This window comes from Corynebacterium sp. HMSC064H12 (assembly GCF_001809925.1).
Lineage (GTDB): Bacteria > Actinomycetota > Actinomycetes > Mycobacteriales > Mycobacteriaceae > Corynebacterium > Corynebacterium jeikeium_D.
Window position 1 is genome coordinate 32,823 of the sequence record NZ_KV799326.1, and the last position, 21,677, is coordinate 54,499.

Annotated in this window: 22 protein-coding genes and 1 tRNA gene; 11 read left to right on the forward strand and 12 right to left on the reverse strand. The window is 58.2% G+C overall.

Annotation, left to right across the window (positions count from 1 at the left end; all coding sequences use genetic code 11):
• The first annotated feature begins 93 nt into the window (after nucleotides 1–93).
• Nucleotides 94–1,266 (forward strand): glycine cleavage system aminomethyltransferase GcvT, encoded by a 1,173-nt coding sequence (gcvT, locus tag HMPREF2681_RS02060; RefSeq protein ID WP_016423296.1) that lies wholly within the window; start codon nucleotides 94–96, stop codon nucleotides 1,264–1,266.
• Between the two features lie 185 nt (nucleotides 1,267–1,451).
• Here the strand turns inward: gcvT and HMPREF2681_RS02065 are convergent, their stop codons facing one another.
• Complete coding sequence (locus HMPREF2681_RS02065; RefSeq protein WP_048733659.1) at nucleotides 1,452–2,087, reverse strand: hypothetical protein; 636 nt, start codon at nucleotides 2,085–2,087, stop codon at nucleotides 1,452–1,454.
• A gap of 281 nt (nucleotides 2,088–2,368) precedes the next feature.
• Here HMPREF2681_RS02065 and HMPREF2681_RS02070 point away from each other — a divergent pair, with 281 nt between their 5' ends.
• Nucleotides 2,369–2,944, forward strand: coding sequence for an RDD family protein (locus tag HMPREF2681_RS02070; protein ID WP_070545928.1), 576 nt, complete (start codon nucleotides 2,369–2,371; stop codon nucleotides 2,942–2,944).
• Between the two features lie 14 nt (nucleotides 2,945–2,958).
• On the opposite strand, the gene HMPREF2681_RS02075 is transcribed toward HMPREF2681_RS02070, so the two are convergent.
• Complete coding sequence (locus HMPREF2681_RS02075; protein WP_016423293.1) at nucleotides 2,959–3,819, reverse strand: siderophore-interacting protein; 861 nt, start codon at nucleotides 3,817–3,819, stop codon at nucleotides 2,959–2,961.
• 197 nt (nucleotides 3,820–4,016) lie between these two features.
• Nucleotides 4,017–4,089: transfer RNA gene (locus HMPREF2681_RS02080), tRNA-Arg, on the reverse strand.
• 275 nt (nucleotides 4,090–4,364) lie between these two features.
• Here HMPREF2681_RS02080 and HMPREF2681_RS02085 point away from each other — a divergent pair.
• Together HMPREF2681_RS02085 and cobF are read left to right on the forward strand one after the other, a co-directional pair.
• On the forward strand, nucleotides 4,365–4,646 hold the full coding sequence (locus tag HMPREF2681_RS02085) for a cg0963 family protein (protein WP_016423292.1): 282 nt from the start codon (nucleotides 4,365–4,367) through the stop codon (nucleotides 4,644–4,646).
• Nucleotides 4,597–5,445, forward strand: a complete 849-nt coding sequence (cobF, locus tag HMPREF2681_RS02090) for a precorrin-6A synthase (deacetylating) (RefSeq protein ID WP_070545930.1) — start codon at nucleotides 4,597–4,599, stop codon at nucleotides 5,443–5,445. The genes HMPREF2681_RS02085 and cobF overlap by 50 nt, the downstream gene beginning before the upstream one ends.
• Nucleotides 5,446–5,475: 30 nt before the next feature.
• On the opposite strand, the gene HMPREF2681_RS02095 is transcribed toward cobF, so the two are convergent.
• The 3 genes from HMPREF2681_RS02095 to HMPREF2681_RS02105 form a co-directional block, all read right to left on the reverse strand.
• A complete protein-coding gene (locus tag HMPREF2681_RS02095) occupies nucleotides 5,476–5,877 on the reverse strand; it encodes a hypothetical protein (RefSeq protein WP_042388876.1) in 402 nt (133 codons plus the stop codon).
• A gap of 117 nt (nucleotides 5,878–5,994) precedes the next feature.
• On the reverse strand, nucleotides 5,995–7,782 hold the full coding sequence (locus tag HMPREF2681_RS02100; protein WP_042388874.1) for an acetyl/propionyl/methylcrotonyl-CoA carboxylase subunit alpha: 1,788 nt from the start codon (nucleotides 7,780–7,782) through the stop codon (nucleotides 5,995–5,997).
• A 418-nt stretch (nucleotides 7,783–8,200) separates the two neighbouring features.
• Nucleotides 8,201–9,085, reverse strand: a complete 885-nt coding sequence (locus HMPREF2681_RS02105) for a sulfurtransferase (protein ID WP_070545931.1) — start codon at nucleotides 9,083–9,085, stop codon at nucleotides 8,201–8,203.
• A 363-nt stretch (nucleotides 9,086–9,448) separates the two neighbouring features.
• Here HMPREF2681_RS02105 and HMPREF2681_RS02110 point away from each other — a divergent pair, with 363 nt between their 5' ends.
• Entirely contained in the window at nucleotides 9,449–10,507 is a 1,059-nt protein-coding gene (locus tag HMPREF2681_RS02110; protein ID WP_049189713.1) for a Cj0069 family protein, read from the forward strand.
• A gap of 65 nt (nucleotides 10,508–10,572) precedes the next feature.
• On the opposite strand, the gene HMPREF2681_RS02115 is transcribed toward HMPREF2681_RS02110, so the two are convergent.
• A complete protein-coding gene (locus HMPREF2681_RS02115; RefSeq protein WP_016423286.1) occupies nucleotides 10,573–11,175 on the reverse strand; it encodes a Maf family protein in 603 nt (200 codons plus the stop codon).
• A gap of 159 nt (nucleotides 11,176–11,334) precedes the next feature.
• On the opposite strand from HMPREF2681_RS02115, the gene HMPREF2681_RS02120 reads away from it, so the two are divergent.
• Nucleotides 11,335–11,547, forward strand: coding sequence for a helix-turn-helix transcriptional regulator (locus tag HMPREF2681_RS02120; protein ID WP_048733637.1), 213 nt, complete (start codon nucleotides 11,335–11,337; stop codon nucleotides 11,545–11,547).
• A gap of 2 nt (nucleotides 11,548–11,549) precedes the next feature.
• Entirely contained in the window at nucleotides 11,550–12,092 is a 543-nt protein-coding gene (locus HMPREF2681_RS02125; protein ID WP_049193052.1) for a hypothetical protein, read from the forward strand.
• Between the two features lie 136 nt (nucleotides 12,093–12,228).
• On the opposite strand, the gene HMPREF2681_RS02130 is transcribed toward HMPREF2681_RS02125, so the two are convergent.
• The 3 genes from HMPREF2681_RS02130 to HMPREF2681_RS02140 all read right to left on the reverse strand — a co-directional run bounded on the left by HMPREF2681_RS02130 (nucleotide 12,229) and on the right by HMPREF2681_RS02140 (nucleotide 15,860).
• On the reverse strand, nucleotides 12,229–12,489 hold the full coding sequence (locus HMPREF2681_RS02130; RefSeq protein ID WP_016423284.1) for an acyl-CoA carboxylase epsilon subunit: 261 nt from the start codon (nucleotides 12,487–12,489) through the stop codon (nucleotides 12,229–12,231).
• Nucleotides 12,486–14,114, reverse strand: a complete 1,629-nt coding sequence (locus HMPREF2681_RS02135; protein ID WP_016423283.1) for an acyl-CoA carboxylase subunit beta — start codon at nucleotides 14,112–14,114, stop codon at nucleotides 12,486–12,488. The genes HMPREF2681_RS02130 and HMPREF2681_RS02135 overlap by 4 nt, the downstream gene beginning before the upstream one ends.
• 105 nt (nucleotides 14,115–14,219) lie before the next feature.
• Nucleotides 14,220–15,860: an acyl-CoA carboxylase subunit beta gene (locus tag HMPREF2681_RS02140; protein ID WP_070545933.1), complete on the reverse strand. Its 1,641-nt coding sequence runs from the start codon at nucleotides 15,858–15,860 to the stop codon at nucleotides 14,220–14,222.
• Nucleotides 15,861–15,986: 126 nt separating this feature from the next.
• On the opposite strand from HMPREF2681_RS02140, the gene HMPREF2681_RS02145 reads away from it, so the two are divergent.
• The 4 genes from HMPREF2681_RS02145 to purE all read left to right on the forward strand — a co-directional run bounded on the left by HMPREF2681_RS02145 (nucleotide 15,987) and on the right by purE (nucleotide 19,226).
• Complete coding sequence (locus HMPREF2681_RS02145) at nucleotides 15,987–16,844, forward strand: biotin--[acetyl-CoA-carboxylase] ligase (protein ID WP_016423281.1); 858 nt, start codon at nucleotides 15,987–15,989, stop codon at nucleotides 16,842–16,844.
• Nucleotides 16,845–16,850: 6 nt separating this feature from the next.
• Nucleotides 16,851–17,312, forward strand: coding sequence for a YdbT family protein (locus tag HMPREF2681_RS02150; protein ID WP_016423280.1), 462 nt, complete (start codon nucleotides 16,851–16,853; stop codon nucleotides 17,310–17,312).
• A gap of 30 nt (nucleotides 17,313–17,342) precedes the next feature.
• Nucleotides 17,343–18,632, forward strand: a complete 1,290-nt coding sequence (locus tag HMPREF2681_RS02155) for a 5-(carboxyamino)imidazole ribonucleotide synthase (protein WP_016423279.1) — start codon at nucleotides 17,343–17,345, stop codon at nucleotides 18,630–18,632.
• A 117-nt stretch (nucleotides 18,633–18,749) separates the two neighbouring features.
• Entirely contained in the window at nucleotides 18,750–19,226 is a 477-nt protein-coding gene (purE, locus tag HMPREF2681_RS02160) for a 5-(carboxyamino)imidazole ribonucleotide mutase (protein WP_042389458.1), read from the forward strand.
• 20 nt (nucleotides 19,227–19,246) lie between these two features.
• On the opposite strand, the gene HMPREF2681_RS02165 is transcribed toward purE, so the two are convergent.
• Both HMPREF2681_RS02165 and HMPREF2681_RS02170 read right to left on the reverse strand, forming a co-directional pair.
• On the reverse strand, nucleotides 19,247–20,857 hold the full coding sequence (locus HMPREF2681_RS02165) for an FMN-binding glutamate synthase family protein (protein WP_016423277.1): 1,611 nt from the start codon (nucleotides 20,855–20,857) through the stop codon (nucleotides 19,247–19,249).
• 53 nt (nucleotides 20,858–20,910) lie between these two features.
• Nucleotides 20,911–21,636, reverse strand: coding sequence for a TIGR03089 family protein (locus tag HMPREF2681_RS02170; RefSeq protein ID WP_016423276.1), 726 nt, complete (start codon nucleotides 21,634–21,636; stop codon nucleotides 20,911–20,913).
• Between the last annotated feature and the right edge of the window lie 41 nt (nucleotides 21,637–21,677).

The window sequence follows — 21,677 nt, forward strand, 5'->3', positions numbered from 1 at the left end:
TCCGCAGGGGCTCGCGGAAGCGAGCACGGAGTCTTAGATATAAGGTGGGAAGGTAACAATCTGGTTTGCCCCACCGCAATAATTGGAGTGTGTATGACTGACAATTCTGGCGCTTCTGAGAACAACAATTCTTTCCGTAGCGCCCTGCATGATGAGCACGTAAGCCTTGGCGCAGAAATGCGCAATGTTGGTGGCTACGAAGTGCCGTTCCGCTACTCTTCGGAAATTGCAGAGCACAACGCAGTGCGTGAGGCCGTTGGTGTTTTCGACCTGTCGCTGATGGGTATCATCCGCGTCACTGGTGAGGATGCGGCGGCGTTCCTTGCACACTCCCTGATTTCGGCAATCAAGCCGCTGGCGTTGGGTCGTGCCAAGTACACCATGATTGTGCAGGAAGACGGCGGCATTATTGATGACCTCATCATTTACCGCCTCGGTAGTCACGAATTCATGCTGGTGCAGAATGCCGCAGCCGCTGAAGATGTGTACTCGACGCTGCGCGAGCGCGTTGGTGGCTACAACGTCGAGGTTGAGCGCATGAATGACAAGAATGTGCTCCTGGCCATTCAAGGGCCGAAGGCTGCGAAGCTTCTGCGCCGTCTGTTGCCACAGGATCTGCACGCGACTCTCGATGGCATGAACTACTACTCTTGCACTCTGCTCGAGGTCGCAGGTGTGGAAATGATTGTTGCCCGAACCGGCTACACCGGTGAGGACGGCTTCGAGATCTTCCCGCCGGCTGACCGCGCCGTCGAGGTCTGGCGTGCAATCATTGCAGCAGGTGGCAAGGTGGAAAACCCGGAGGATCCGGCTGACAACGGCGCTGACCTCGGCCTGCTGCCGTGTGGTCTGGCCTGCCGCGACACCCTGCGTCTTGAGGCTGGTATGCCGCTCTATGGCTACGAGCTGACTCGCGACCGCACTCCGCTGGAGGCCGGCCTGAAGTCCATCATGGGGCCGACCAAGGGGCAGTTTATTGGTCGCAACGCACTGATTAATCGTCCGCAGTCGAAGGAGCTACTGGTTGGTCTGCGTTTCTCCGGTGATGAAGCTCCCAAGCGTGGCACCAAGCTCATTGATGCGGAAGGTAACGAGGTTGGCGTGCTGACTTCCGCCAAGGTGTCGCCGACTTTGGGGCACCCCATCGGTTTTGCATACGTTCAGCGTTGGCAGTCCTCCACTGGCACGGAGCTGACCGTTGAAGGCGCCGACATTACCGCCACCGTCGTGCCGACGCCGTTCTACAACCGCCGTCACCGCAAGTAGGGGAGCGCGGGTGCTCCGCCGCATTGTGGCGGGCTCAGATCTGTTCAGGTTCGTCTCTTCGTATCTGTTGGGTAAATAAAAAATCCGCTGCAGTATTGTTGCAGCGGATTTTGGTTTTTAGGGCGAGCTAGCGCACCTTACCTAACTAAGTCCCGAGCCGACGAACCTCGCAGCCAGAGACGAACCTAGCGGAACAGGCCGGTGAGCCCATGATTATCTTCGCTTGGCTGCTCTTCCTGCTCCGATTCCGATTCTGTCGGCTCGCCGGAGGTTGTCGGAGTCGTTGAAGTATCGGGCGGCGTGGAAGTATCAGAGGTCGTCGAGCTCTCCGTCTCACTTGTCTCCGTTGTGCTCTCGCTCGGAGTCGTCGGCTCAGGTTCCTGAGGCAGTGGCTCAGTGGTCGTCGGAGTAGTGGAAATCCACATTTGCTGCGATGTCGGGTTCGCGGGGGTTTGCTGCAGCACCGTCCATACTTCCTGCTCGCCGACTTGTGCGCATTCAAGATTCTGGCCGTTGGCGCTCATTCGTATTTCCCCGGTCTGGTTCGGGCACAGCTGCCCGATGCGCGGCGTACCGCCTTCTCGAACCTTTGGTCCGGTCGTCGTCGGCGAACTCGTCGTCGACACCGTAGTAAGTTGGCTTGACGACGAGGTTTGCGTCGCGGCAACCTCCTCGCTTTCGCTGTTGGCGCAGCTGGTGGCCGTGGCTGCGAAGGTGAGGAAGCAGCAGGCCAGCGCCAGCTGCCGGCGGTTCTTGCGCCGGACGGCAGTGAGTTTAGGGTGCTGTACGGCTGACAGCTGAGTTCGCGTATTCACATCCATCTCACTTTCTGGGCTTCTCGGGCCTGCGTCGCGTGGTTTAATTCTCGGCTTTCTGGGGCGGCGTCTCCTGAAAAACCACTGGGGGTGCCAGCTATAGGGGAACTTGCCAAGTTATTGGCAAGGTAGTTGCTGACACCCAATAGATAGGTTGATTCAACCGGCAACTATACAGTCAACTTTTCGATTTGCATACTGGATGCTTCTAATCGTGGCAGAACGGGTGCGGTAGGGAAAGGCAATTCGTCTGTGAAGTCATAAGTGGTTTTGATAGCGTGTGTCCCATGTATCGGCGCACCCCGAATCGATTCCCCGTAAAGAGTAATGCGGATTTGTTCGCTCGGCGCAGTGGCGCGTGGATACTGGATTCGTTCCTTGTAGGAATCTTTGTTGCCATCATTATGGCACTTGGCAAACTTGCGTGGGAAGCAGCCATGGCGAACTGGGCGCTGCCGAGTCCGCCAGAGTTCAGGATTTTGTATGGTGTCATATTCCCAGCTGTCTTTTTCTTTGTGCGCGTGGTTGCAGAGGCTCGCGGTGAACAGACGTTTGGTAAAAGCGCATTTTTGCTACACGTTGTTCCAGCGCGGAAAGCAGACTCTGGGGCAACTCCGTTCGAAGTCGCTCAGCCAGAGGGAACATCGGAGCTCGAATCAGGAGACGATTCTTGGCACAGAGGTTGGCGGGCAGCGGTACGTAATTGTTACCTATTGTCGCTGATTTTCTTGCCTACGGGTTTTGAGCCAAACGTTGAACTGTTTTTTGGTGTCCTGATGATTTGGGTTGCTGTTTGCCGCTGGCACCCATTCGACTGGTTGGCAGGAAAACGCGTCGTTGTTGAAAGGCGTAGCGAGCGCTAACGTTCGAGCAAGCGTCAGGCCCTGGCTCTTTCCTCCTCGGCCTCAACCTCAGCGTTGAATTCTCGTTTAGAAGACTGCCACTGGTCTTCGGTCATACCGATACGCCAGTAGCCAGAAATGGAAACGTCTTTCTTCGGGATCTCAGATTCGACGAAGAGGAAGCGGCGCAATTCCTTGATCATCTCGGCGACACCGTGGATGAACCAGCTAGTTTTCTTACCTTCTGGAATGCCCGCCTCGCGCACTGCGCGGGATAGCTCTGTGCCGTGGGTTGCGCCGTTGCGGAGGACCCAATGGACTTCCACACCCTCTCGGGTTGGGAGCTCAAACTTCCGATCTTCGGACTCGATTTCGATGTATGCGGTTGCGGTCGTGCCTGCTGGGAGGTGCTTCAGTCCGGCGCTGATAGCTGGCGCTGCGGACTCGTCTCCGGCGAGTACAAAGTGTTCATATTCTGCTGCAGGTCCCCATGCGCCTCCTGGCCCTAAGAAGCCACGCTTGTCTCCGATTTCGGCTACGCGTGCCCACGGTCCAGCCAGGCCGGAATCGCCGTGGGTGACGAAGTCGACGTCAAAGTCGCCGGTTTCGGAGTCCACATTAATCAGAGTGTATGTGCGGGTGATTGGCAGTTTGTCTCGCGGCTGTTCGGCGCGAATTTTCGCAATATCGAACGGCCAGGAGTAATCAGCGTCCTCTGGCACAAACAATAATTTGATGTAATGGTCGGTAAACTCCAGCTCCTTGCCCACAAATGCAGGCGAGTTCATGCTCAAACGAACAAGGTCTGGGGAAATCTGGCGACGTCCAGTAACTGTTGCCTCGTGTGCCTTACGGGGCTTACGCTTCGGTGCTGCTGCTTTAGCTAGGCCAGCCATAGTTGTCACTGTCCTTCAACAAGTCTTGGGCTGTTTTGTACTGGCGGAAGTCTACACGCCACGTGATTAGGTAAGCCTAACACAAGTGTTTCTGGAAATTGCTGGGTGATGCGTTCTCAGGAGGGGGCGTAGTGGCCGGTCGTGAGAAAAACAAAGAACCCTCGCGCCCTATATGTAAAAGGTCACGAGGGTATTTGTGCCCCAGAGAGGAATCGAACCTCCGACACCGGCTTTAGGAGAGCCGTGCTCTATCCACTGAGCTACTAGGGCAATCATCTTCCGGGTAAAACAGCCGTGAAAACACATTCTCGGCGGCCGGAAAATTACTTCATCACTTTAACGCATCTGCGAGCTCTAGTGGCAATTGGGTCCTCGACCTGACACGCAAACATGCAGGAAGCTCGCTATTACCCCCATGTGCTTTTGTGCTCGGCGGTGCCGCCCGGAATCTGGCTAACATGGTTTATAACGAGCGACTTTCTTGCGCTTGCGGTCGCAACAGCGCTACTTATTTTCCGGTCGCTGTTTTGGAGGAGGATGACAATATGATTAAGCCAACTTTCACGGATGTCAACGGTGTCAAGATTAAGTGCTCCATGACCACGGACTCGGACAAGCCGCACCTTTTGGTTTCGCGCATGGAAGATGATGGCTCTTTGACTCCGATTCTGGAGATGAACGTGTACGACTCCAAGTACATGGCCAACGCTTGCGAGATTTACTTGAAGCAGGCCGCTTCGGCTAACCTCCAGGGTTCGATGGCTGGCCTGTCTCCAGATGAGATGGCTGAACAGTTCGGTTACGAGGGAGATCCGACCAATCACTAGTCGAAACGACGCCGCCCGCACTCAGGCCGAGAGCCCTGTATACAGCGGATATGTCGATGTAGACGTCATCGGAATCGGCGCCGGTAGTCCGAGCCACATTACGCTCGAGGCTATCGGCGCTCTTGCTGATGTCGACGTAGTTTTTGCTCTCGACAAGGGTGATGCCAAAGCGGACTTGTTGGCTGCGCGACAGGCGATCGTCGATAAGCATGCGCCGCATGTCGAACTCGTTACCGTTCCCGACCCGCCACGTGACCGCACGCCCGATAACTACGGCGCAGTCGTCCGTGACTGGCATCAGCGCCGTGCAGAGCTGCTTGCCGACGCCTTCGTCGCTCACCTCGGACGAGAGGGCAAGCGCCGCGGTGCGTTCTTGGTCTGGGGTGACCCCTCCTTGTATGACTCAACATTGCGGATTTTGCAGCGCGTCCGCGACCTTGGGCTGGACGTGCGCTCGCGAGTTATCCCCAGTGTGACGGCGATTTCCGCGCTGACCGCAGCGCATGGAGAGTGCCTGAACCAGATTGGTAAGCCGGTATTGATTACCACTGGTCGGCGCCTGGGGGAGCGTGCGCCTGGCATGGATGCGGTGATGATGCTCGATGGCGGTGCAGCCTGGCTCGAGCACGCGGACCCGGAGGAAGAGATTCTCTGGGGTGCATTCCTGGGAACGGAGCTGGAGACGCTCCGCCGTGGTCGCGTTGGCGACGTCGGCGAAGAGATTGCGGAGCTGAAAAAGAAGCTCCGTGCGGAGCACGGTTGGATTATGGATATCTACCTGCTGCGTTCCGGCGCCTAGGACTGAGCAGTCGCAGCGGTGCCAGTTCGGCTAGCTGACTTTCTTGCCCAAGAAGCCCTCTGCCCATCGGTGGAGGGCTTTTTCGGCGGCTTCGACGCCGTCGGCGACGGTTACCTTGGTGAGGACCTGATCGTCGTTAGGCAACACGCGTGCGGGATCGCCTGCGGGACGGACGGTGATGCTGACGTGGTCGGCATTGATGACCTCGACGGTTGCTAGTGCGAGCATCTCGACGTTCGTCTGCTCAGCAACCGCAAAGCGGTAGGCGGTGTCGTTTTCCCACTCGGTGGTGGAGTTCCGAAGGAACTCGGCGACGGAGTCAGGGGCCAATTCTGTGAGTAATTGGGTTGCGACCGGGGCGTCATCGACGCGGGAATCGTGGCGCAGCGGACGGCAGTAGAAGCGGCCGGCATTTACTTCCATGGGTTCCATACCGTCCACTCTAGACGTCCTGAACAGTGTTTAAGGGCGCCGGGGGAGGGGCTGAAAAGAATCAAGCGGGGCTGGCTGCGAATCCCATCGCAACCAGCCCCGCTTAGAGCTTTAGAACTACTTCAGTTCCATCAGGACATCGCCCTTGCCGACACCTGAGCCAGCCTCGGTAGCCAGACCCGTGACAACGCCGTCCTTGTGAGCCTTGACTGGGTTTTCCATCTTCATGGCCTCAAGGACAACCACGGTGTCACCCTCGGAGACTTCCTGGCCCTCTTCGACGTTGACCTTGATGACGGTGCCCTGCATCGGAGCAACCACAGCGTCACCGGAAGCGGCCTTCTTGGAACCGCCAGCGCGCTTCTTCTTGCTCTTCTTCTTGGCACCAGCGTTGCCGCCGCCCAGAGCCAGGTCGCCCGGCAGGGCTACCTCGACGCGGCGACCGTCGATCTCGACGACAACCTTCTGAGCCGGAACGGTGTCGGTGTCAGCGTCGGAGTCACCGTCGTACGGAGCAATCGGGTTGTCCCATTCCTCTTCAATCCACTTGGTGTAGACGTCAAACTTCTCGCCATCGCCGACAAACGCCGGGTTCTCCACAATGTGGCGGTGGAACGGAATGACCGTTGCCAGGCCCTCAACCTGGTACTCGGACAGAGCACGAGCGGAGCGGCGTAGGGCCTCTTCGCGGGTCTCGCCCCAAACAATCAGCTTGGCCAGCATGGAGTCGAACTGGCCGCCGATGACGTCGCCCTCCTTGATGCCGGTGTCCATGCGGACACCCGGGCCGGACGGTTCGACGTACTTGGTGATGGTGCCCGGAGCCGGCATGAAGTTGCTGCCGGCGTCCTCGCCGTTGATGCGGAACTCGAAAGCGTGACCGCGCATCTCCGGGTCTTCCTTGATGGACAGTTCCTTGCCTTCAGCAATGCGGAACTGCTCGCGGACCAGATCGAGGCCGGTAATTTCCTCGGTGACCGGGTGCTCCACCTGTAGACGAGTGTTGACCTCGAGGAAGTTAATCAGACCGTCAGCGCCAACCAGGTACTCAACGGTGCCCGCACCGTAGTAGCCAGCCTCGCGGCAGATGTCCTTAGCGGACTGGCGCAGGCGCTCATCCTGCTCTGGGGTCAGGAACGGAGCGGGTGCTTCCTCGACGAGCTTCTGGAAACGACGCTGTAGCGAGCAGTCACGGGTGGAGGCGACAACGACGTTGCCGTGCTTATCAGCGAGAACCTGGCACTCGACGTGGCGTGCCTTGTCCAGGTAGCGCTCTACGAAGCACTCACCGCGACCGAAGGCCGCAACGGCCTCACGGGTAGCGGACTCGTAGAGGTCGGCGACCTCTTCCATCTTGTGTGCGACCTTCATGCCGCGGCCACCGCCACCGAAAGCGGCCTTAATGGCGATTGGCAGACCGTGCTCCTTAGCGAACGCGACGACCTCGTCTGCATCCTTAACTGGCTCCTTGGTGCCTGGAGCCATTGGAGCGTCAGCCTTCAGCGCGATGTGACGAGCGGTGACCTTGTCGCCCAGGGCGCGGATGGACTCTGGTGACGGGCCAATCCAGATCAGGCCAGCGTTCTCAACAGCCTCAGCGAAGTCGCCGTTCTCCGACAGGAAGCCGTAGCCCGGGTGGATGGCATTAGCGCCGGACTTCTTTGCGGCGTCCAGAATCTTGTCGAAAACTAGGTAGGACTCAGCGGAAGTGGTGCCACCGAGAGCAAAAGCCTCATCCGCCATGGTCACGAAAGGAGCGTCCGCATCCGGCTCAGCGTAAACGGCGACGGAAGGAATGCCTGCGTCCTTCGCAGCGCGAATAACGCGAACGGCAATCTCGCCACGGTTGGCGACGAGAACCTTCGTGATTTTTTCAGTGGTCTGCTCGGACACGAAATCCTCCATTTTTCGTGGGCACCCCGAGAATTGGCCCTCGGGGCAGGTTGCGACAGTCATTTGTAGGAATCACAAGCAGCACTGCAGTTAACTGAGTGGTGAACCGCAATACGGTTAACCACGCGGTAGCTAACAGCGTGTGACCCAATGTCTCCATTGTGTCACAGGTGCGGTAAGCAACCTCTTATTGCTCGCTACATAAGGGGGTAGGGATTGTGGTCTTGAGCAGCGTTCAAGTGAGTGTGGGGGCAGCTGAAGTGGCTATTTTTCGCTCAAAAACCTAGGTTTGTGGTTAAAATTATCACCCAAGAGTGCAACTGCCGCCCCCTTGATCGGGGGCGGCAGGGGGAAACTAAATCTCCGATGTAGAGCCAGTCGCGGACGCCGGAAAACGGTGGGGGAAGCGCCCACCGGTTGCATCGATCGCCTACAGGCTTCCCGGCTCCGAACCGTGGGCAATGGGCATGCCAATCATATTGCCCCACTCAACCCACGAGCCGTCGTAGTTGCGAACATTCTCGTGGCCGAGGAGATGGTGCAGTACAAACCAAGTGTGCGCGGAGCGCTCGCCGATGCGGCAGTAGACAATCGCCTCATCTTCAAATTGGACGTGCGCGTAAATCTGCTCGAGCTCTTCGCGATCGCGGAAACGCGAGTTCGGGTGAACGGACTGATTCCATGGAATGTTTACCGCGGTTGGAATATGGCCACCACGCAGGACGCCTTCCTGTGGGTAATCGACCATGTGGGTTCGTGCACCGGCATACTCCTCCGGAGTGCGCACGTCGATAATCGGAGCCTTTCCAATGAGCTCACGTGTATCGCTGAAGTAGGCACGCATTGTCTTATCGTCGCGCTCGACGACAGGGTAGTCAGTGCGTGGGTAATTGGGGACCTCGAAGCTCGTGTCTCGTTCTTCAGTCATCCAGGCATCGCGGCCACCGTTAAGCAGACGCACGTCGGGATGCCCAAAAAGCTCGAAAACCCAGAGTGTGTAGGCGGCCCACCAGTTGGACTTGTCGCCGTAGATTACGACGGTGTCGTCCCGCGAGATACCCTTCTCGCGCATGAGCTCGGCAAAGCCTTCGGCGTCGATATAGTCGCGGCGCACAGGATCGTTGAGGTCGTGATGCCAGTCGATGCGAACCGCGCCCGGAATATGTCCAATGTCGTAAAGCAGTGAGTCCTCGTCGGATTCAACAACGCGCAGACCGGGAGAGCCCAGTCGGGCAGCAAGCCAGGAGCTAGAGACGAGGCGCTCAGGGTGGGCGTACTGCTGGAACTGGGGGTGCGGGTCGTGCGGAACAGCCATCGGATACTCCCTTGGCGCAAGTTGGGTGGGTGGGACTTTCTGACGTTTATCGTCGATTGCATATCTAGTTTACGGGTCGCGTGGCGAACGGCGGAATAGTCCCCAGTGTGAGCGCTTTCCGACGGCAACAATTGCGTCCGCGGCCACCCTGGGATACGCCTCACAGTTGGGGGTAAAAGCAGTGTTTTCAGCGCGCTTGGAGTCCAGGTAGTGCCCTAAAATTTAGCTGAGAGTTAGCGCAAAAACTGTGTTGATTCGTATCACTGGAAAATGGGCTGGAATGGGCTATCTGCCTGGGTATTCGCTGCGTTACGGAGACAATTGAGTGCCGGAAGTCCATGTATTTTCTTAAAAGGAGTGCCTGTGCACAAGAACATTGTTGTATTCGAGATCGAGGGCGGCTCGGACAAGTACTTCGACGGACACCGCAAGGACACCATGCCAATCGTCAACGCTATCCGCGAAGCCGGTTGGTCCGCTGAGGTCGTCTACTACCGACCGGAGTGGAAGGACGACCTGTACGACTACGTCTCCCAGAACTTCGACGGCTACATCTCCCGCGTAAACCCGGGCAACATCCCGGGTGGTGAGAGGGGCTACTTCGAGCTTCTGACCAGTCTCTCGGTCGCTGGTTTGGTTGGTATGTCCACCCCGGGCGAGATGATGGCCTACGGCGCAAAGGACGCACTGGTCAAGCTCAAGGATACTGACCTGGTTCCGTCTGACACCGCTGCTTACTACGACGTCGAGGCATTCCACAGCACTTTCCCGACCTCCCTGTCCTACGGCGAGCGCGTCCTTAAGCAGAACCGTGGCTCCACCGGATCCGGCATCTGGCGCGTGCGCATCGCTGACGAAGAGGTTGCTAAGAACGTTGAGCCGGGCACCCCGCTGCCGCTAAACACCAAGCTGAAGTGCACCGAGGCCGTGGACAATCACACTGAGACTCGTGAGCTCGGCGAGTTCATGGATTTCTGCGACCAGTACATCATCGGCGATAACGGCATGCTTGTGGACATGCGCTTCATGCCGCGCATCACCGAAGGCGAAATTCGCATTCTGCTGGTCGGCCCGCACCCGGTCTTCGTGGTTCACAAGAAGCCGGCCGAGGGCGGCGACGCTTTCTCCGCAACCTTGTTCTCTGGCGCGAAGTACACCTACAACAAGCCGGAAGAGTGGCAGGACCTCATCGATATGTTTGCTGAGGCTCGCCCGGTCATTGCCGAGAACCTCGGTGGCGACAATATCCCGCTGATCTGGACAGCTGATTTCATGCTGGCAGACGGCGAGGACGGCGAGGACACTTACGTTCTCGGCGAGATCAACTGTTCCTGTGTTGGCTTCACCTCCGAGCTGGATATGGGTATCCAGGAGCTCGTTGCTCAGGAGGCCATCAAGCGCGTCGAGGCTGCTAACAAGTAGTCTCCACAGCTAAGAAAGCCGCACCAATTTGGTGCGGTTTTTGCTTTACGACGTCCTTGCGATGCTTACCTATTCCAGAACTGGGAGACCGAATAGCCGTAGCGATACAGAGCTCGGCGCACGACAGGCAGCGACAGTCCGATCACACTGGATGAGTCGCCATTGATGCCATCGACAAACCAGCCGCCTAGAGCCTCCAAAGTAAACGCGCCAGCGCACTTCAGTGGCTCGCCCGTCGCAGCGTAGGCACGGATGTCCTCTTCTGGGACTTCAGCGAAGTCGAGGGAAGTAATCGCCACCTCAAGGTGCTCGCCCTTTGGTGTCACGACACAGTGACCAGTAATCAGCTCAGCCGTCCGGCCACTCTGTTGATGCCAGCGCTCAATGGTCTTTTCTTCCGTGTGGGGCTTGCCCTGCAACTGCCCGTCGAGAAGCAGCATTGAATCCCCGCCAATGACAATGTCATTGGGGTAGGCCGGAGAGGCAGCGTGTGCCTTGGCCTGTGCGAGTTCCTCGACGATGCGTACCGGCGATGCGTCCGGAAGGGCTGTGATTACGGCATCCTCGTCGACGTTGGGCGCTACTGTGATGGGCTCGATGCCTGCAGAGCGCAGAATGTGCAGTCGCGAAGGGGAAGTGGAAGCCAAGACGATTCGGGGGCTGCTCATAGTTAGTGATTTTAGTGAGGGCGGAATCGTAAAGCCTAATTTTTGTGGCAAACATGCGTGGGGTTGGCCCGATTGTAAGAACAGGCAGATTTTTTTAGATGGCAGCTGCCTTCTAGTGATGTAAAGTAAAGTGGACATCAAGTTAAAGAAAGTACACAGATGAGTGGGGAAGAACGTTCGAACCAGGTCAGGAGATACCGACGCTGGTTGGAGCTGAGCCAAGCGGATTTAGCCGCGAAGGTGGAGGTCTCGCGGCAAACCATTGCAAATATCGAGCGGGGAAATTACTCGCCTTCGGTGTATTTGGCGTTGCGTATCTGCAAGGTACTGGGAAAAACAGTCGAAGAAATTTTTGGTGAGGAAGGATACTGACAATGTCCTATGCGGATGTCGTAATTGAACGCAACAGCGCCACGGTGGACGATGAGTATCAGCAGATGTTGCTGCATAAGTCCTACACGTACGGGTTCACAATGATGATGTGGGCTAATTACGTGCTTGCAACGGTACTGATTTGGCTCATTCCAGAGCCAAAGATGGTGGGCGTGACAGTGGCAATCATCTTGATGCCGCTGGTTGGACTCCTGTTTTCGCAGCGGTGGTTGCGACGTCAAGTGCCAATGCCGAAGATTAATGGTCTTACAAAAGGCGAGATTGCAGCACTCGTAGCCGTCATTGGGCTGTGGCTGATTGGTTTTATCAGAGTGCAAATGCTCTCTGAGGCAAGCGCTGGTGGGGCACTATCGGAATCGTGGGGATTCATTGCCGGCGCTGTGGTGGGTGCTGCCATCGGTCTGGCGTTTGTGTATTTCCTGTTCAAGGTGGTGTGGCCGGTAGCTCGCAACCGTGATCAGCGTCGGCTGGACCGGGAGCTCGATGACGAGTTTGATGGCGAGTCGCTGGGTGAACAGCGCTAGTAATAAGCAGTGGTCAAGGCTAAGGCAGTAACAAAAACCAAAGCGCCACCATCGGAAAACCCGATGGTGGCGCTTTGTGCTAGCGAATCGACGCAGCTAGCGTGCGGTAACGACTACGCGGTAAGCGGTAGCTGTACTAGTAGAAATGGACGTTGCGGAACGTGCCCGGTACGTGCTGGTGCGGCTGGTGGAAACCCTCTTCCAGCCGACCCCAGTTGTTGCGCGGGCCGCGGTCCTCTGGGGCACCGCCGGCTGCTGCCATACCTGCGAACAAAAGCGCGAGCGTGGCGGTTTCAGCGTCTGACGGGTTGCCCTTGAGGACGGACATGAACGGTGCAGCCGGGGCTGTAGCGGCGTCCTTGTCTTCGGTTGCTGGGGTGTTTTTGGAATCGGTCACAGCGGAATGTTCCCATGCTTCTTGGCGGGTACGTTAACAACCTTGCGATCCAGCAGACGCAGACCCTCGATGATCTGGCCGCGGGTCTCGCTCGGCGGGATAACGGCGTCGATGAAGCCGCGCTCAGCAGCCATGTACGGGTTGACCAGGGTGGCCTCGTACTCTGCCTCGTACTCCTTCTGCAGTGCGACGACATCCTTGCCCTCGGCCGCAGCAGCCTTGAGCTCCTTGCGGTAGATGAAGCCGACAGCGCCGGAAGCACCCATGACCGCAATCTGAGCGGTCGGCCATGCCAGGTTGATGTCAGCGCCCATGTCCTTGGAGCCCATCACACAGTAAGCTCCGCCGTAGGCCTTACGGGTGATGACGGTAATCTTCGGGACGGTGGCCTCAGCATATGCGTACAGCAGCTTGGCGCCACGGCGGATGATGCCGTCGAACTCTTGGTTGGTGCCCGGCAGGAAGCCTGGAACGTCAACCAGCATGATGATCGGAATGTTGAAGGCGTCACAGGTGCGGACGAAGCGAGCCGCCTTCTCGGATGCCTTGATGTCGAGGCAGCCAGCGAACTGAATCGGCTGGTTGGCGACGAAACCGACCGAGCGACCCTCCACGCGACCGAAGCCGATGACCACGTTCTGTGCGTAGTCCTCCTGAATTTCCAGGAAGTCCTCGTCGTCGACCAGACGGGTGATGACGTCCTTGATGTCGTACGGCTGGTTTGGGGAGTCCGGAATCAGCGTGTCGAGCTCGAGGTCAGTCTCAGTGATGTTGTCAGCGATGGAGCCCTCGAACGGCTCAGCCTCCATGCGAGGAGCCTCAGCGCGGTTGTTGGACGGCAGGTAGCTGACTAATTCCTGAACGAAAGTCAGAGCGTCTTCGTCATCAGCGGCGGTGTAGTGCGAAGTACCGGAGGTGCTCATGTGAGTACCAGCGCCACCCAGCTCTTCCTGTGTGACCTCTTCGCCAGTGACGGTCTTAATAACGTCCGGGCCGGTGATGAACATCTTGGAAGTGCCATCGACCATGACAATGAAGTCGGTCAGAGCCGGGGAGTAGACGTGGCCACCAGCGCAGGCGCCCATGATCAGGGAGATCTGTGGGATAACACCAGAAGCCTGGGTGTTTCGGAAGAAAATCTGGGAGTAGAGGCCGAGGGAAACAACGCCCTCTTGGATGCGGGCACCAGCACCCTCGTTGATGCCGATAATTGGGACACCGGTCTTGATGGCCAAATCCATGATCTTGACAATCTTTTCACCGTAGACTTCACCGAGCGCGCCACCGAAGATGGCGCCGTCCTGCGAGAAGACACAGACCTGGCGGCCATCGATGGTGCCGTAGCCTGTCACAACACCGTCAGTGACAGGGCGCTTGGCGTCGAGGCCGAAGTTCTTGGAGCGGTGACGTGCGAGAGCGTCAACCTCCACGAACGAGCCCTCGTCCAAGAGGAACTCGATGCGCTCACGAGCGGTCATCTTGCCCTTGTCGTGGACGCGGTCAATGCTGGCCTGGCCCATTGGAGCCTGGGTCTCTGCGAGACGGGCTCGCAGATCGGCCAGCTTTCCAGCAGTAGTGGTCAAATCCGGGGTTTCACCGGTTGATGTATTTGCGGCAGTCGTCATACCAACTAGTTTACGTTTCGAAAACGGGGGGAGGTAGTTGGGGGCAATCGCTGTTAACAAAAGTAGGGGTAATGACTAGCTCGTTGTACAGCAAAAAGCCTGCTCTTACAGTGGAATATTGCCGTGCTTGCGCGCAGGCCACGGTACTTTCTTTGAAGTTAGAAGGCGCAGATTTTTTATCACTCGAGTTCGTGTCTCGGAGGGGAGGATGACTTCATCAATTAACCCCCGTTCGGCGGCACGATAAGGCGTGAGCATGTGTTGCTCGTATCCCATTTCCAGTTCAGCAATGAGTTCTTTCACACTCTCGGGAGTGCCAAATCTATCGGCCGCTGGGTCTGCTGCGAGAGCTGCTTCGGTGGCGGTTCGAATCTCGGCACGATGGAGGAAGCGTACTGCGCCTGAGGCGCCCATCACGGCGATCTGTGCCGTCGGCCAAGCCAGATTTACATCCGCGCCGAGCCCCTTTGATCCCATCACGCAATACGCGCCGCCATAGGCTTTGCGCATGGTGACGGTGATTTTAGGAACGGTTGCTTCTGCATACGCATAGAGCAATTTAGCGCCACGGCGCAGAATTCCCTGGTGTTCTTGATTTGAACCGGGGAGAAAGCCGGGTACGTCTACGAGAAAGACGAGTGGAATGTTGAAACAATCGCAGGTTCGGACGAATCGCGCGGCCTTCTCCGCTGCATCGATATCTAGGCAGCCCGCGAATTCCATGGGCTGATTAGCGACAAACCCAACAGATTGACCGTTGAGACGGCCAAGGCCAATCACGACATTGGCTGCTCGGTTTTCCTGGATTTCCAGGAACTCCGCATCGTCGCAAAGCGCGTAGATGACTTCGTGCACGTCGTACGGCGTGGATGGGCTGTCGGGAATGAGACTGTCGAGGGTGCGATCGGTGTCGGTGATTTCGTCACTGGCATCGGAATCCCAGCTGGGCGCGGGGGAGGTTGTGTTGTTGGGGAGGTAGTCGAGCAAATCGCAGACCCAGTCGAGTCCATCCTGCTCGCTAGCGGCGGTGTAGTGGGAGTTTCCGGCGATCTCCATATGGGTGTCGGCGCCGCCGAGCTCGTGCTGGCTGATTTTTTCGCCTGTGACTGTTTCGATTACGTCAGGGCCGGTGACGAACATACGGGAGTTTTCCTCCACCATGACAACGAAGTCCGTCAGTGCTGGGGAGTAGGCATTTCCGCCCGCACAGGCACCAAAAATGACTGAAATCTGCGGAATGACGCCGCTGGCGCGAACGTTGTGGTGGAACGTCTGGGCAATAAAGTCCAGTGAGACTGCGCCATCTTGGATGCGGGCGCCGGCGCCTTCGTACATGCCAATAAGGGGGCGGCCGGTAGTGATGGCAAGTTCCTGAATCTTGACCATCTTTTCGCCGTAGACCTCTCCGAGTGCACCACCGAAGATTGTGCCGTCCTGAGAGAAGATGCAGACCTCACGGCCGTCTATGGTTCCCCAGCCGGTGATGATTCCGTCGGTCACGGGGCGTTTGGCTTCCATCCCAAATGCGGTAGTGCGGTGGCGGGCTAGCGCATCAAATTCGACAAAAGATCCTTCGTCCAGCAGGTAGTCAATGCGCTCGCGGGCATTCATGCGCTCAGTCAGTTTGAGCTTGTCGTAGCCCCGCGACCCCATCGGAGTCAGTGCAGCAGTGCGTCGGCGTAGAAGGTCTTCATTGAGAAAAGCGGTGGTGTGTTGCTCCGCCGCCAAACGTGAGGAAATAGTCATGTTATGGAATGTAGTGTTTGGGAAGGAAAATAGTAAAGCAGGCGAGCTGTGATGATTCTCACGCTGTCGAGCTCTTGAGAAAGGTCACGACTCAGTGAATCCGGCCATGGCGCTAGACTGCTGTGCATGACCAACCCCAGGATTGTTGCTTCCCGCAAGCCTCTTGACGCCACGCGTGTGCGCGCAGCCGCGCCGGGCTGGAATTCCATTGAGGTTGTCGAAACCACTGGTTCGACCAACGCTGATCTTCGGAAACAGGCGGCACTGGGGCAGGTGGCAGATCTCAGTGCGCTTATCGCCTCGGAGCAGACCGCAGGTCGCGGTCGACTGAGTCGTAGTTGGACGGCCCCGAAGGGTGCGTCCATTGCACTCAGCGCGCTGCTGCGCCCGGAAGGGCTCGCACCCGAGCAACTGGGTCTGTTGCCGTTAGTCGCGGGCCTCGCAGTTGTCGATGCTGTTGTGGAAGTTGCGGGTCTTGCGCCTGAACGCGTTTCCCTGAAGTGGCCGAACGATGTCCTGGTTGACGGTCGTAAGCTCTGCGGAATTCTGGTGGAGGCCGCGTCGCTGACACCGCCAATTCTCATTCCGGGAATCGGCATCAACGTTTCCCTGCAGGAAGATGAGCTGCCGGTGCCACACGCCATTTCGCTATACCTGGCGGGAGCGGAAAACCTCGACCGCGACGACATCTCCGCTGGTGTGCTGCGTGCGCTGGGACGTCGTCAAGCGCAGTGGCGAAAGGGCGATGCGGAGCTGCTGCGGGACTACGAGGCGGTGTGCGCGACCATCGGTTCGAACGTGCGCGTGGAGTTGCCGGGGGATCGCGTGCTGGTGGGCAAGGCGGTTGGCGTGCGTGCCGACGGCGAATTGATCGTCACCGATGAAGCTGGCACAAGTCACTTTGTTGCGGCCGGTGACGTGTTCCATGTTCGTGCCACTGACGGCGGCTATGCGTCCCCGCAGGCTGATTCGGAGCGGGGGTAGTGCTGTATGGCCTTTCCCGATGATGAGTTGGACACGCGCGAGGCAATTCTGCTGGACACCAATCCAACTTTTGGTCGGCTGGTGTGGCCGCTCTTGGAACTCATGGTTATCACGGGCGTCTGCTGGTTGCTGATTGGTTTTATCGACGGCCCTGGGATTGCTCCGGGAGATCTGCAAGGTGTGCGTCAGCTGCTGCTCTTCGCGTGGCTGGGGCTTATTCTCTGGCGCGTCGTTCGTCCGGTACTAAGTTGGCTGGGGGAGCGGTTTGTGCTGACTGATAGGCGGATTATTTTGCGCCGCGGCATTCTGCGCCCGCAGGTGGTCTCGATTGATCTGCGTTCGGTGCGTGCGGTCAATCGCAAGGGCGGCGTGTTGTATCTGCACACCCGCAGTTTCGGCCCGCCGCTGGCTGTAGAAGATATTCCCAGCTCCCGCAAGGTGGCTAAGTTGGTCTCCCGGTTGACTTAGAATTTTGGGTCATAACCTACAATCAGGGGTGTGATTGCTTCGGATACCCCTGAAAACTCCACTAATTCCACTTCTAATTCCGCTGCAGCGCTAACTGCTGCGCAGCATCCCGCGCATGCTGATGGCGTGCCGGTTGTGGCGGTGATTGGTGACGGTCAGCTGGCTCGTATGATGCAGACTGAGGCCATTGAGCTGGGACAGTCCATCCGTTTGCTCGCCGGTTCGCCGGATGCTTCCGCAGCGCAGGTGTGTGCGGACGTTATCATCGGCGACTACCACGTCTGGGAAGATGTTGAGCGCGCTGTCGCCGGTGCGCAGGCCGTGACTTTCGACCATGAGCACGTTCCCACCGAATTCCTCAACAAGCTGACCGAGATGGGCTACTCGGTTCAGCCTCAGCCGTCGGCGTTGCTGTACGCGCAGGATAAGCTGCTGATGCGCCAGCGCCTGGAGGAACTGGGCGCTCCAGTACCTGCCTACGCTGCAATTGAGTCCGCCGAGGATGCCGAAGCATTCTTCGACCGCGTTGACGGTGCCGTCTGCCTGAAGGCTCGCCGCGGCGGTTACGACGGTCACGGCGTGTGGTTCCCGAAGGACCGCGAGGATCTGCGTGCGCTTGTCGACGAACTGCTGGGCAAGGACGTGCCGCTGATGGCCGAGCGGAAGGTCGCGCTGGTTCGTGAGTTGTCGGCCATGTGTGCGCGCACGCCGTCGGGCGAGGTCAAGGCCTGGCCGGTCCTCGAGTCCGTGCAGCGTGACGGCATCTGTGTTGAGGCAATCTGCCCGGCGCCAGGGCTTGCCGACGACCTTGCGAGAGCGGCCGAAAAGCTCAGTGTGACCATCGCTTCCGAGCTGGGAGTAACCGGCGCGCTGGCAGTTGAGCTGTTCGAAACCGTCGATGCTGACGGCAATCCGGAGATTTTTGTCAACGAGTTGGCCATGCGGCCACACAACACTGGTCACTGGTCGCAGGACGGCTGTGAGACCAGCCAGTTTGAGCAGCACCTGCGTGCAGTTGCTGACATGCCACTGGGTTCCACTCGCCCGACTGCGCCGGTGACGGTAATGGTCAATACGCTCGGTGGCGATGAGGCCTCGGATGTACCTATTTCACAGCGTTTTGCTGAGGTATGGCGTCGTTTCCCATCAGCGAAGATTCACTGGTACGGGAAGGATTGGCGCCCTGGACGTAAGCTGGGGCACGTCAACCTGTGCGGCTACGACGCAAGCCCGGAAGGCATCGCGGAGACCCGGCGGGTTGCCAACCTCGCTGCTGGCTACATCGTCGATGGCGTGTGGGCAGACGGCTACACCGCATAGGTGGCTGGCGCTGTATAAGAATTAGATTGCTATCTCAAGGAGACAACATTGGCTGAAGCAAACCAGGTGGCAAGCCCGAAGTTGGCCAACGTAACCGGTCCGCTGGTCGGTCTGATTATGGGGTCGGACTCGGATTGGCCGACCATGGAGCCCGCAGCGGAGGTCTTGGCTGAGTTCGGAATTCCCTTTGAGGTAGGTGTGGTCTCTGCACACCGCACTCCGGAACGCATGATTGACTACGCAAAGTCCGCCGCTGACAAGGGGCTGCGCTGCATTATCGCTGGCGCCGGTGGTGCAGCACACCTGCCGGGCATGGTTGCGTCGGCCACTCCGCTGCCGGTTATCGGCGTGCCACGCGCGTTGGAGAACCTGGAGGGTGTCGATTCCCTGCTGTCAATCGTTCAGATGCCGGGCGGCGTTCCGGTGGCAACCGTCGGTGTGGGCGGCGCTAAGAACGCTGGCCTGCTGGCTGTGCGTATTCTCTCGGCCGGTTACCCGGAGCTCATTGTGGCGATGGAGAACTACCAGGCCAACATGCGCGATGAAGTTCTGGCGAAGGACGAGCGTCTGCGCAAGAAGCTGATGGGTGAGTAGGGCGCGCAACCAGCCCCGAACTACCCGCGCATATGAACTGCGGGGTAGTGGAACGTGTCCGGGTCGGCAGTCTCCCAGGCTTCGGCCCAGTTGTGGAAGCGAGTTCCGCTCAGCAGCTCGCCTGGCTGCAGCCAGTTGTAGAGCTCCGCGTAGGTCTCACCGACCTGCTCATTGGTGCGCCGCAGCAGGTGGGACGGCCCCAGCTCAGAGAAGCTATTCAGGCCCATCGATGCCAACAGGCTAGCTGCTTCCGCGACCGTGGCATTGTGATAGTTGGCCACACGCTGACCCTTGTCGTCGACATCCAGGGCCTTCCACAGGCTCGGATCCTGGGTAGCCACACCCACCGGGCAGGTGTTTGTATGACATAGCTGAGATTGGATACAGCCGGTGGCCATCATCATGCCGCGAGCCGAGTTCACAAAGTCAGCACCGATGCACATGCGCTTCACAATATCGAAGCCAGTAATGACCTTGCCGGACGCACCGAGCTTAATGCGATCGCGCAGACCGGCACCTACGAGCGCGTTATGGACGAGAATCAGGCCGTCGGTAAGCGGCAGGCCAACGCGGTCGGAGTATTCCAGCGGTGCAGCACCGGTGCCGCCTTCAGCGCCGTCGACGATGATGAAGTCCGGGGTGATGTTCTCTTCCAGCATGGCCTTGCACACGGCGAGGAACTCAAGCTGGGAGCCAACACACAGCTTGAAACCGACCGGCTTGCCACCGTTGAGCTCACGCATGGTGCCCATAAACCGAACAAGTTCACGCGGGGTGGAGTAGACGCGGTGGTACGGAGGGCTCATCACGCCCTTGCCAACTGGTACGTGGCGAGTAGCCGCAATCTCTTCGTTGACCTTGTGACCTGGCAGCATGCCGCCGAGTCCAGGTTTTGCGCCCTGGCTAACCTTCAGATAGGTTGCCTTGACCTGCGGAATCTTAGCCTTTTCGCGGAAGAGCTCCGGGTCGAAGTCGCCATCCTCAGTACGTGCACCGAAGTATCCGGACCCCAGCTGCCAATAGAGGTCTGCGCCATACTTCAAGTGGTAAGGGCTGATAGCGCCCTCGCCGGTGTCCTGTACGAAGTTGCCCAGCTTCGCGCCCTTATTCATTGCCATGACAGCGTTAGGGGACAGAGAGCCGAAACTCATGGCTGAGATGTTGAAGACAGACGCTGAGTACGGCTGGGCGCAGTCCGGACCGCCAATATCTACGCGCGGATCCTCGATGACGTGCTGGCTCGGCGCCATCGAGTGGCGGACGTACTCGTAGCCGGGCGCATTAATCTTTCGCTCAGTACCGAATGACTTCTTCGAGGACAGCCCCTTCGCACGCTCGTAGACCACGGTACGAGTATCGCGGTCGAACGGAGCGCCGTCGAAGTTGCGCTCGATGAAATACTGCTGCATCTCAGGGCGAATGGTCTCACCCATGTAGCGCAGATGGCCGATGACCGGGAAGTTCCGCAAGATGGAGTGCTTCTTTTGAAGCATGTCATAGATAGCCACAACATCCAGGAAGAGGATGAAGGCCATCAGAATCCACCACCATGGGCTCAGATCCCATACAGCCAGTGCGCCCAAGACGTTGATGAGGGCGAGAATCGCAAGAATATATGGTCGGGTAATCACGGTTTCCAGGTTATCGCGACTACTTAGAGCGCTTCTCGACGGGACAGCTGCGACTAAATCACACGGGCTTTTTCGGCCGTAGAAATAGCAGTGACACGCTCGCTATCACCACCGCGCACGACGACGGCAGCACCTCCACGAACCCAAGCCGACAGCACATTACGTGCCCATTTATCTGCGGTGACCTGTGAAGAATCAGGCACCAGCCAGCCGTCGGAAACGACGCGGGAACCGGTCGTGAGCTGCATCTCGTCCGCGTAATCGCCAGCAGATGAAAGCAGTTCTGCAGCCGACTTCTCCCCAATAACGGGGGTTTGGTCGGAGTCCGGGCCTGCGCCTAGATATGCGTCTGGGTGGAAACGAACTTCCGGACCAAAGTCAATGACTCCCGGTGGAATATCATCACCGCATTCCACGACACCACGGCCAAAGGGATCGTCGGTAAGCACTGCGAGGTAGGCATCTGGGAACTTCTCTTCCCACGTGCTGACGTTGCTGACAGTGGTGAATACGACCAGCGGCTCCTCATCGCTAACGGTGACGCCAGCACGCTCGCAGCCCAGGATGATGCAGGCGGACTGCCAGATCAACGGCAAGTCAATCCATACTTGGTCTCCGGCGACGAGGTCGAACTCATCGTGCAGCATGTTGGCGATCTTGCTGGCCCAGTTGTCCAGGGTTTGGGCCGATAAATCGGTACGACCGCCGGTAGTTTCGTCATAACAGGTCAAACGAGGCACGGACGGGTCGGCCTCGAGAAGTGTCTTCAGAATCTCCACGCCTCCAAGGGTAACGAGATTCTCTCCAGGCCGTCGGGAAG

Coding starts and splice junctions, on each gene's coding strand:
- gcvT (WP_016423296.1), top strand. CDS start 94: ATGACTGACAATTCTGGCGCTTCTGAGAACAACAATTCTTTCCGTAGC.
- HMPREF2681_RS02065 (WP_048733659.1), bottom strand. CDS start 2,087: ATGGATGTGAATACGCGAACTCAGCTGTCAGCCGTACAGCACCCTAAA.
- HMPREF2681_RS02070 (WP_070545928.1), top strand. CDS start 2,369: ATGTATCGGCGCACCCCGAATCGATTCCCCGTAAAGAGTAATGCGGAT.
- HMPREF2681_RS02075 (WP_016423293.1), bottom strand. CDS start 3,819: ATGGCTGGCCTAGCTAAAGCAGCAGCACCGAAGCGTAAGCCCCGTAAG.
- HMPREF2681_RS02085 (WP_016423292.1), top strand. CDS start 4,365: ATGATTAAGCCAACTTTCACGGATGTCAACGGTGTCAAGATTAAGTGC.
- cobF (WP_070545930.1), top strand. CDS start 4,597: ATGAGATGGCTGAACAGTTCGGTTACGAGGGAGATCCGACCAATCACT.
- HMPREF2681_RS02095 (WP_042388876.1), bottom strand. CDS start 5,877: ATGGAACCCATGGAAGTAAATGCCGGCCGCTTCTACTGCCGTCCGCTG.
- HMPREF2681_RS02100 (WP_042388874.1), bottom strand. CDS start 7,782: ATGGAGGATTTCGTGTCCGAGCAGACCACTGAAAAAATCACGAAGGTT.
- HMPREF2681_RS02105 (WP_070545931.1), bottom strand. CDS start 9,085: ATGGCTGTTCCGCACGACCCGCACCCCCAGTTCCAGCAGTACGCCCAC.
- HMPREF2681_RS02115 (WP_016423286.1), bottom strand. CDS start 11,175: ATGAGCAGCCCCCGAATCGTCTTGGCTTCCACTTCCCCTTCGCGACTG.
- HMPREF2681_RS02120 (WP_048733637.1), top strand. CDS start 11,335: ATGAGTGGGGAAGAACGTTCGAACCAGGTCAGGAGATACCGACGCTGG.
- HMPREF2681_RS02125 (WP_049193052.1), top strand. CDS start 11,550: ATGTCCTATGCGGATGTCGTAATTGAACGCAACAGCGCCACGGTGGAC.
- HMPREF2681_RS02135 (WP_016423283.1), bottom strand. CDS start 14,114: ATGACGACTGCCGCAAATACATCAACCGGTGAAACCCCGGATTTGACC.
- HMPREF2681_RS02140 (WP_070545933.1), bottom strand. CDS start 15,860: ATGACTATTTCCTCACGTTTGGCGGCGGAGCAACACACCACCGCTTTT.
- HMPREF2681_RS02145 (WP_016423281.1), top strand. CDS start 15,987: ATGACCAACCCCAGGATTGTTGCTTCCCGCAAGCCTCTTGACGCCACG.
- HMPREF2681_RS02150 (WP_016423280.1), top strand. CDS start 16,851: ATGGCCTTTCCCGATGATGAGTTGGACACGCGCGAGGCAATTCTGCTG.
- purE (WP_042389458.1), top strand. CDS start 18,750: ATGGGGTCGGACTCGGATTGGCCGACCATGGAGCCCGCAGCGGAGGTC.